Below are 9,041 nucleotides of genomic sequence, written 5' to 3' on the forward strand. Positions count from 1 at the left end.
GTGCTGGGCAAGCAAGGCACAGGTGCACTGGTCACCCTGGTGGAGCGCAAGAGCCGGCTCTATCTGGTCAAGCGGGTCGCGAGCAAACAGGCTGGGGTGGTGCGGGATGCGATAATCGAGATGTTAACGCCCTACATCGAGCAGGTGCATACCATCACCTTTGACAACGGCGGCGAGTTTGCCGAACACAAGGCGATAGAGGAAGCGCTGGGTGCCGAGACTTACTTTGCGCACCCTTACTCTTCGTGGGAGCGCGGTCTGAACGAGAACAGCAATGGGCTGTTGAGGCAGTTTATCCCAAAGGGAACAGACCTGAGAGAGGTCACGGACGAGGATGTCAGGAGAGCGGAGCAGTGGCTCAACCTACGACCTCGGAAATGTCTCGGATTCAGGCAGCCTGTCAAGGTATTCGAAGAGTACCGTCAGGCGGCATAGGCGAGTGTCGCACTTCGAAGTTGAATTCGCGAAGTAATTCATCATCATAGCTAGTGACGTAAAAGGAGAATACTCATGACTGACGAAATTGATGTGATAGCAAAAGAAGAAAGGAGGAAGGTAGATAAGGGAGAAACAGAAGAAATAATTAAAAAGTTTTCAATTTATGAGTATAGCGATTCCCTACTGAAAGCAGCTCAAAGAAATAGAACTTATGCCCATATTGCAGCTACGATAAGTAGAGGTCTTATGCTCAAAACATCTGAAATTGATGACTATAGACTTCATTTTATAAAATCTTTTGGGGTGAATCGGCGCCATTACCTGAAAAGAAGTCGGATTGTTTCGGGTGACGCTGATTTCTTTGAACGAATTTTTATGTTGCTTAGATATATTGGGACTATTCGAAAATACAGTTACTACCATTTACCTATGATTGGTCGGCGGATTTTTGAAATAAGTAATTTGGAAGATGAGCAGAGTGTTAGCAAGGCATTCGAATTAATAAAAGATAGAATGGTAAGTCAAAAGGATTTATTGCCTGTGTATAGTGCGGCACAGAAGAAAGAGATTAGAAAGATACTTAGAAAGCTAATTTTGTCAAATATTAATGCATTTATTTCAGATGAAGACTTTGGGAGGCGTTTCAATGTGCATCCTGCAGTGCCATACTTTATTAAAGCTATAAAGTTTCATAGACTGTCAATTGATGGTGATATTGATTTCAATGAATATTACTCAGATGATGTTATTGGTGGGTTGGTAAGCTTTCTTAACGTTGTCTTTGACTCGAACAGCTATAAAGAAAGTGTAAGGGTGAGAGTGTTTAATGTTGAGCAAAATATTAAATCCATCTTTGGCTACGTAAAAGAAAAAGAGGAAGGAAAAGCTCATTATGTGGTCAGATTTAGTTTGGGTTTCAAACCAGAGATAGAGAATATGTATGCTGAAGATGATGACATCCATATCGAGTCTAGTAATGTAGCTACACCGTCTGAAAAAAAAGACTTGGATAAAGATCCATTGAAAATGTCTTCCCAAACCGAAGGCTTCAAATACAAGCTAGAAGAGTTAGTCGATGGGCGGCGCAAGCTCTTTATAAACTGCTCGAGAAACCCATTATTTAGGCATGTGGATGGATATATTTGGAAGTTGGACTATTGCTCTATCAGAGGATACTACATGCATGTTTTTTTGTTTTTAGGTCGAGGCTGGGAGCATAAACTTGACATAAGAGAGACGATGGGGCAACTCTGGAAAAGCACTATCATAAAGGACGGTAAAGGGGATGTTTTTGCTTATCCTGGAGATAGGTATGAGTTTAATTTAATGGATGGTGACAATAGTTGCCATGCTTTATATGAAGAGTTAGAGGCTCTATTTAGGCAGGATATTTTAGCCCATGTAGACACAACCCGTTCAAATGGTAAAAAAGCACGTTCTTTTGGCAAGGGATCGCAACACAAGCCAGTAAGGAATAGATCTAAATATAAATTTTCGCAACAGCCTAAGGATTAAGATAAATCCACAAAATTGAGCCGTGGATTACTCACGCCAGCTAAAAAAACAAAATTCGCAACTTTTTGCGTTATACTTTCATGGCTTGAGCGAAGTATTGCTCGAATCTGTGCTTTCTGACATGCCAGAGGCGATAAGGGCGAGTATGCCAAGTGGCAAAGGGTCTATCAGGATCACCGGCAGCAGACCACCTGACAGGCAAGGCTAATGGCCAGGGAAGGCGCCGCATCAGCTTTGTGCTCATCAGGTGGCTGCGTAGCATAACGGAGCAGACAACAAGATGGCACTAAATAACTGATCCCAATAGTGCTACACCTTCGCTGTGCCATAGCCATTCCCCGGGAAAGGAGACACGGTATCCATGAAGTGTTTCACTCGGGCCAGCAGGTTTGCCATCCCTCTGCATTGATGATTGCGCGTGATGGTTTCATGTAACTTGTGCCATAGCCGTTCTATGTGATTAACCCAAGGGCTGTAAACTGGCTGGAACACCAGGCAGAACTTGGGATTCTTCTTCAACCATCGCTCGGTCTGTTTGCTTTTGTGAATGATGTAGTTATCGAGGATCAACGTGATGGTTTTGGCTCGTCGGTAGTGGTGGCGCCAGGGCGGGAGCATACTTCGTTTGTTTTTCGTCCATCAGGCGTACGACGTTAAAAATCTCGGAGAAAAATGATTTTTTCTGCTGAGTTATGAAATATAGCGCGCCATTTTTGAGTAAAAAACATTCAAAATCAAAGTATGCTCCCGCCCTGCCCTCTACCGGGCGCTGCGGGAAGAGGAATAGGGGGTGTTGCGGTATCGCTTGCTTGTGTAGACTGGGACTCTGCGATGATTTTTCTTTATTTTTCCATGGCATGGAGTGCTCAGTGGTGAAAGGAATGATGACATCGGGAACCCGTTTCCCCAGGAGCTGGCGTCCGCCTATTGTGGTGCAATGCCGACAGGATTCAGCCCGGCAGATGGCAAGCGACGCCCTGTGCGCTGACTGAGCCGACCAATGCCCGGCGCCCGAGGGGGCGCGTGTAATAACCTTGGATCTGGATCAGCACGGTGCGGAATCACAAGGTGTAGAGTAAAGGCTCTTTTCCAGGAGTGATCATGATGACCCCATCCTATTCCCGCATGACCAATCTGTTGTTCTGGAGCCTGCTGCTCGGCAGCCTGCTGGCCATCCTGGCGTTCGAGTTCGGACCCGAACGGCGGCTGGATATCCTGAGCCAGGCCGGCATAGCCGCTAGGGCCCAGGATGATCGCTCCCATGGGGGCCATTCGGTTACGACGCTGCTCGCCGCCGGCGACAAACCGGCCATCGACTGCAGGCTGCGTGCGGGCTACGCCTCACCCTTCTGTGAGCTGATCCTGACCCTGTCTGCCCCCGAGCGGGGCATGGATCTCTCCCATTTCGATGGCGTGCGGGTCAAGTTGCGGGTGGAAGGGGAGGCGCCGCAGAGCTGGCGCCTCTATCTGCGCAATTATGATCCCGCCTACTCGACAGTCGGGGACGAGACTTCCCACAAGTTCAACGAGGTGCTCTTTCGCCCCGATGATTACGGCCGCATCCAGGACGTCCCCCTCAAGGTGTTCGCCCCCAGCTCCTGGTGGGTGCAGCAGTACCGGATCCCGCTGGCGCAGCAGGGACCGGACCTGCACCATGTCTATGCCATCGAGCTTGCCACCGACGACAAGATGCAACCCGGGGACTACCGATTGACCCTGGATAAGCTGGAGTTCTATGGCCGCTGGGGCAAGCCGGGGGACTTCTACCGCCAGCTGCTGCTGGGCTGGCTGATATACGGGATATTCCAGTACCTGTGGATGGGGGACCGACTGCGCAAGGCCCGTGAGGCGCGGCTGGCGGCGGAGGCACTCAGCCAAAGCCTGTGCGAGCAGAACCGCCGTACCGAGGAAGAGGCCCGTTACGATCCCCTGACCGGAGCCCTCAACCGGCTCGGGGGCGAAAAGCTCTTGAGCGAACTGGGGGAGATGCCGCTCTCCTTCATCTATATCGACATCGATCACTTCAAGGGGGTCAACGACACCCACGGCCATCCCATGGGGGACGAGGTGCTCAAGCACATGGTGAGCGAGTTGCTGCGCCATTGTGACAGCCTGTGCCGCCTGGTGCGCTGGGGGGGAGAGGAGTTCGTGCTGGTCTGCCTCCATTACGACGAGGGACGGGCCACCGCCCTGGCCGAGCGGCTTAGGGGAGCGCTCGAGGTGCACCGGGGCTGGCCCCTCGGGCTCAGGATCACCGCCTCCTTCGGGGTGGCGGAGCGGAGCGGGGACGCCCTGGAGCTGGCCCTCAAGCGGGCCGACGAGGCGCTTTATCAGGCCAAGAAGCGGGGTCGCAACCGGGTCGAGGTGGGCTAGGGCGCAGGCCTGCCAACCGACCGAGAGCCTTGCCTTCGCGAAGGTGATTGCGGCTGGAGCACAGGCCCGCCAGCCGTTATGATGCGCCCCAGCCGGGGCTTGGCCCCTTTATTCATCTATCGAGGAGTATCTCCATGTCACAACACCTGGGCGCCTTGGCCCTGGTGGTGGCGCAGCTTTTCCAGCATGGCAATAAACAGCGATGAGTTTTTCTTGATCCCGCTGACGTAAAGTACCCTTCCGTTGCCTGCGTGGAGAACGCCTGCCAGATAATGCTTGGCATTCTGCCCCGGTGTGACAACCCGCTTTTGCTGCGCTCTGAACATCCAGTCGGCTCCTAATTTGGGATTGAGGTCTATATCGACTTCATCCTCATAAAACACCGGATTATCGGCATCACAGCGGGCCAGCGCGGCGTCGATATTCGCCATTTTTTCCTGATAGGCTGGGTCTTTTATCCGCAAGGTCGGCACGGGCCTGCGCCAGACAATGCCCATACGAGGTAACCATCGGCGGAGCGTGGAGGCTGCCACATTGAGCCCTGTTAACCGATTGATTTTTATAGCCAATAGTTCAGTACACCAACGGCTGCGCTGATAACCAAAATCTTGCGGAGAAAACTGCATGAGCAGCACCAGTAAGGTGACAATCTTGGCGATAGGTAAGACTGGGGCACGGCCAGCCGGTAAGGCTTCTAGCGCATCTATGCCTTCATCTCGATACCACCGAAGCCAACGACCGATGGTCGAGCGCGCAGCGCCGGTAAGGTGATGAACATCGGTGATCGTGCGTCCTTCATGTAACAGCAAGATGGCCATCAAGCGACGAGCATGTCCTTTATCACGGGTGGCATGGATGATTTTGTGAATGCGGCGCCGTTGTGGTCGTGGCAGAGGTGGTAGGATAGGCATCAACTCAGTCCTTTGGGTGTGGCTTGTTTTGTTTAGCGACTAATCAGATCGCACAAACTGGACTGAGTTCCCTTCCTCCGGTGATCTACTATTCGGAACAGCTATTTAGCTGTACAGGCTGGGTAAAAATACATGGAGGGTAAACCCGGTGTACCCTCCATAGGCACAGTCTACAAATCACTGAAGAAAGTGCTGTGCTCCCCTACCCCACTTGTAGATGCACAATATTGTCTGGCGGTTGTTCTGATGGGTTTAAAATCCCTCCCCACAACTCCAGCGCCATTTTTTGTTCCGGTAACCGAACCGTATGAACATAGTGAGCCATTACACCAGGTAGAGCATGGCCTAAAATTTGTTCCACGACATGAGGGGCAATCCCAGCCTCGTTTAGGCGGGTCGCCAAGCTCCTTCGCAGATCGTGCCATGTCCAAGGGGCGCTATGCCCGAGCCGCTTCCAAATCCCCCTTCCCCACTGACTTACCGCTTCTGGTCGCTTGAGTTCCCCTAGCAAGTATGGGGATGACTGTGCGGCGGCGGCTTTCAGCAAGGCGTCTATCGTCGGCCGAATAAAATCAGGTATTGGTCTCACGATTTTATTACCTGTTTTTGAGTTAGACGCAGGTACTGTCCATGTACCTTCGGCTAGATTCCATTCTTCGGGTGCTGATAGCCGAGCTTCTTGAGTTCTTGCACCGAACGACAATAGAATCTTGGCCAAATTTCCGTAGTAGCAATATGGACCTAGCTTCTCAGCCCAATCCCATAGTGTTCGCAGTTCTTCTAGCGTCAGAACCCTATCTCGCTTACTTGCTTTTTGCCCAACATCAGCGACGGTCAAGTCATCCAATGCATTACTCACTGCAAACTGTCTGACACGGCAAAACTTCAGAGCATGCTTACAGTTTTGGAAACAATACCCACTAGCCACAGGTGCTACCTTCGAGTATTCGTCAAAGACGCTCAACCAGTGACGAGTATCACAATCTGACAAAGGAAGATCTCCGATACGGGGATAGACCCACTTAGCAAATTGCTGGCGATGCTTCTCACTGTTCGACCTTTTCTTATCGGCGTGATGGCAGAGCCAATACTCGAGTGCATCTTTAACCGTGACAGGCTTAAGCCTTTCATCTTTCCCGATCCTAGTCATCAAGGCGGGATCATTGCCCTCTTCCAACCAAGCTCGACATTGCGCCGCCTTTTTCCTTGCCTCGGAAAGCGACAGCCCCCCCTCTTGGCCGGTATAGGATCCCAGAGTCAGATTTTTTGCCTTGCCTAAAATTCGATAGCGGTACACAAAGCTGACTTTTCCGCTATTCCTCCACAGAACAGATAGCCCATCTCTGTCTGCAACCTTTCTGGGTGTATCATCATCGTGACCACGCAGCATTGCTTTGAGTTTTGAATCTGAGATTGCCATTTTGAACCCACATTTGAACCCACACTTGTCTTATATATCCTAAGATGGCTTTAGACAAGAAAGGTAATTTTAAAGATAAAAATCAGATAGATAGACTACACTTGGGGGCGACATCAAACAGCATTAGACAGATAGTGTGATAATACGGCATGAACTGATTGCTGGCCTGATGCCGCGCAAGCGGAACAGGGCAAAGATGAAAGGCGCCGGGTAGCAATACCCGGCGCCTTTCTTTATGCTCCCCTTCCCACTTCCCCACTACAAGCGCTATGAACCGCACGCCCCTGCTGCTGATGGTACTGGTCACCCTGCTGGCCGCCGCCGGCTGGCTCTTCTCGAAAGAGGCGATCCGCGAACTGCCGCCCGCCGCCTTTATCGGCAGCCGCTTCCTGCTGGCCGCCCTGCTTTTGCTCCCCTTGGCCTGGCTGCGCGAGCCATCGCCGAGCCGAGCCCAGATGGTGCGAGCTGCCGGTTGTGGCACCCTGCTTGGCGCCAGCCTGTTGCTGTGGGTCACCGCCATCAGCCAGAGCGATGCGCTCGGCAGCGGCGCCTTTATCATGAGCGTCGCCACCCTGATGGCCCCGCTGGCTGCATGGGCAGCCTTTCTGGCCAAACCCGGCCGCCACTACTGGCTCACTCTGCCCATCGCTATCGCCGGTTTGCAGCTGCTCTCCAGCAGCACCCACTGGGGCGTGTCGCTCTCGCTGTTCTGGTTTCTGGCGGCGGCCACCACTCTCGGCATCCAGCTTGCCGTCCATCGCCACTTTGCCCAATCCATCGCCCCCACCTGGCTCACCTGCATCCAGCTGGCGATGACCGGTCTGCTCGGCACCCTGCTCTCCCTGCTGACCGAGCAGTGGCCCGAGGCTGGAGTCAGCCACGGCATCTGGGGCTGGTTTGCGGCGAGCGTCTTGATCGCCACCACCCTGCGCTACTGGCTGCTCACCCACGCCCTGAGCAAGATGACTACCGCTCACGCAGCCCTGATGATGCTGCTGGAACCGGTCTGGACCCTGATCCTGAGCACCCTCTTCTATAGCGAACCCCTCGGCGGCGCCAAACTGGCCGGTGCCGGACTGGTGCTCGGCGCCCTGGTGCTCTACCAACTACCCCTGCTGCTGCGCAGTGCCAAGCTAAAGCCCACCACCTGAGTAGCGATAGCGGGTACCACTGACTACATACAAAGACAAACGGGCCTGCGACTGCAGACCCGTTTTTATTGCTGGCTATCCATCCCTTGGCGCTGACAGAGGCACATCTGTAATGAGAGAAACTCAGAGGCGGGAGGCGAAATAGAGATTCACTAGCTTGATAAAGTTGCTCTTGCGTTTGTATTCGGTCGCCAGTGGCACACATCCGGCTGAACGGATTTAACGAAAAAAGATCTCATCAAAGTCCGGCTCTTCATCCCAGATGGCGTGCTGACGCGCGTCCCAGCGCTCGGCCAGATAGGGTTTGAGGGTTGCCAGGGTGGTGATGGTCGCCAGCTGTGCGTGCAACTGCTTGATATCGCGCTGCAGATAGTGCTGGTGCTCCTCGAACGCGAGATCGGTCTGCTTCTTCGAGCGCTGTTTAAACTTGTGCAAGATCGCCCCTTGCACTCCCTCCGGGCCACGGTAGAAGCAGAGCTCGAGCTCACGTTTTTTCTGCCAGAGTGCCGGATTGATGGCCGCCAGATTCTCTTCACTCAGCAGCTTGTCTGCCTCGGGCAGATGGTTGTGCGCCAGGTGCAGCAGAGTAAACATATCCCGCGTTTCCCACGCATGGCTGAGCTCGCCCATCAGTCGGGTCTTCTCTTCGCGTTTGACCGGGTCTTGCTCCCGATCTGGGTGCAGCGTCATCGCCAACTTGCGATAGAGCTGTTTAAGGCTTGAGCTATCGAGCAGTTGCTCAACTCTGGCGACCTCATCCGGATCGGCCATGTCATGATGATCCTGCCAACGTGCGAAAGCCTCGTCATTGGCAAAGGGGTCATCGCCACAGTCCGGCGCGTCATCGTCCCACTCATGCTTATCACCGCCCTGTTTTTGGGCCTGGGCTTGCATATAGTCACGCAACTTCTCGGGATTTCTGACCATCTCACGCAGCAGCTCGATATCATCGGGGCTCTCGCCAAACGCCTCTTGCAGCATGTCAGTGATAAAATCACAGCTCGCCTCGAGCTGATCATCATCGAGCTGGCTGACGCTGCCCGCTTGCACCGCCATATAGAGTGACTCCAGATCCAGCTCCCCGCGAAACGGGTTGGATTCAAGATACCCCATCAATTCATCAATCCAGCCATGGAGAATCTCGCGCTGCCACTGGGTAAAACTTTTGCGGGCGGTGAAACCGGCCAGCCGCTGGCAAAGCTGAAAAATCAGCCCACACTGCTCACGCTCCAG

At 53.1% G+C, this 9,041-nt stretch carries 6 protein-coding genes and 3 pseudogenes; 4 read left to right on the forward strand and 5 right to left on the reverse strand.

Annotation, left to right across the window (positions count from 1 at the left end; genetic code table 11):
• Together AB5Y97_RS12425 and AB5Y97_RS12430 are read left to right on the forward strand one after the other, a co-directional pair.
• A pseudogene (locus AB5Y97_RS12425) lies at window positions 1–435 on the forward strand (IS30-like element ISAs2 family transposase); the annotation flags it as partial.
• A gap of 75 nt (window positions 436–510) precedes the next feature.
• Window positions 511–1,953, forward strand: coding sequence for a hypothetical protein (locus AB5Y97_RS12430; protein ID WP_201976394.1), 1,443 nt, complete (start codon window positions 511–513; stop codon window positions 1,951–1,953).
• A gap of 309 nt (window positions 1,954–2,262) precedes the next feature.
• Here AB5Y97_RS12430 and AB5Y97_RS12435 read toward each other — a convergent pair.
• Both AB5Y97_RS12435 and AB5Y97_RS12440 read right to left on the reverse strand, forming a co-directional pair.
• A pseudogene (locus tag AB5Y97_RS12435) lies at window positions 2,263–2,547 on the reverse strand (transposase); the annotation flags it as partial.
• Window positions 2,510–2,812, reverse strand: coding sequence for a hypothetical protein (locus AB5Y97_RS12440; RefSeq protein ID WP_103252461.1), 303 nt, complete (start codon window positions 2,810–2,812; stop codon window positions 2,510–2,512). The pseudogene AB5Y97_RS12435 and the gene AB5Y97_RS12440, both read right to left, overlap by 38 nt.
• Before the next feature lie 242 nt (window positions 2,813–3,054).
• On the opposite strand from AB5Y97_RS12440, the gene AB5Y97_RS12445 reads away from it, so the two are divergent.
• The gene (locus AB5Y97_RS12445; RefSeq protein WP_234677037.1) at window positions 3,055–4,326 is read left to right on the forward strand and encodes a GGDEF domain-containing protein; all 1,272 of its coding nucleotides are present in this window, start codon (window positions 3,055–3,057) and stop codon (window positions 4,324–4,326) included.
• 164 nt (window positions 4,327–4,490) lie between these two features.
• Here AB5Y97_RS12445 and AB5Y97_RS12450 read toward each other — a convergent pair.
• Window positions 4,491–5,237: pseudogene (locus AB5Y97_RS12450) on the reverse strand (IS630-like element ISAhy2 family transposase); the annotation flags it as partial.
• A 202-nt stretch (window positions 5,238–5,439) separates the two neighbouring features.
• Window positions 5,440–6,657, reverse strand: a complete 1,218-nt coding sequence (locus AB5Y97_RS12455; RefSeq protein WP_077098358.1) for a site-specific integrase — start codon at window positions 6,655–6,657, stop codon at window positions 5,440–5,442.
• Between the two features lie 269 nt (window positions 6,658–6,926).
• Here AB5Y97_RS12455 and AB5Y97_RS12460 point away from each other — a divergent pair, with 269 nt between their 5' ends.
• Complete coding sequence (locus AB5Y97_RS12460) at window positions 6,927–7,808, forward strand: DMT family transporter (RefSeq protein ID WP_368158079.1); 882 nt, start codon at window positions 6,927–6,929, stop codon at window positions 7,806–7,808.
• 219 nt (window positions 7,809–8,027) lie between these two features.
• On the opposite strand, the gene AB5Y97_RS12465 is transcribed toward AB5Y97_RS12460, so the two are convergent.
• Window positions 8,028–9,041, reverse strand: a 1,014-nt coding sequence (locus AB5Y97_RS12465) for a J domain-containing protein (protein WP_368158081.1), incomplete at its 5' end; no start/stop codon positions are given.

This window comes from Aeromonas sp. R10-2 (assembly GCF_040908445.1).
In the GTDB taxonomy this organism is placed as follows: Bacteria; Pseudomonadota; Gammaproteobacteria; order Enterobacterales; family Aeromonadaceae; genus Aeromonas; species Aeromonas veronii.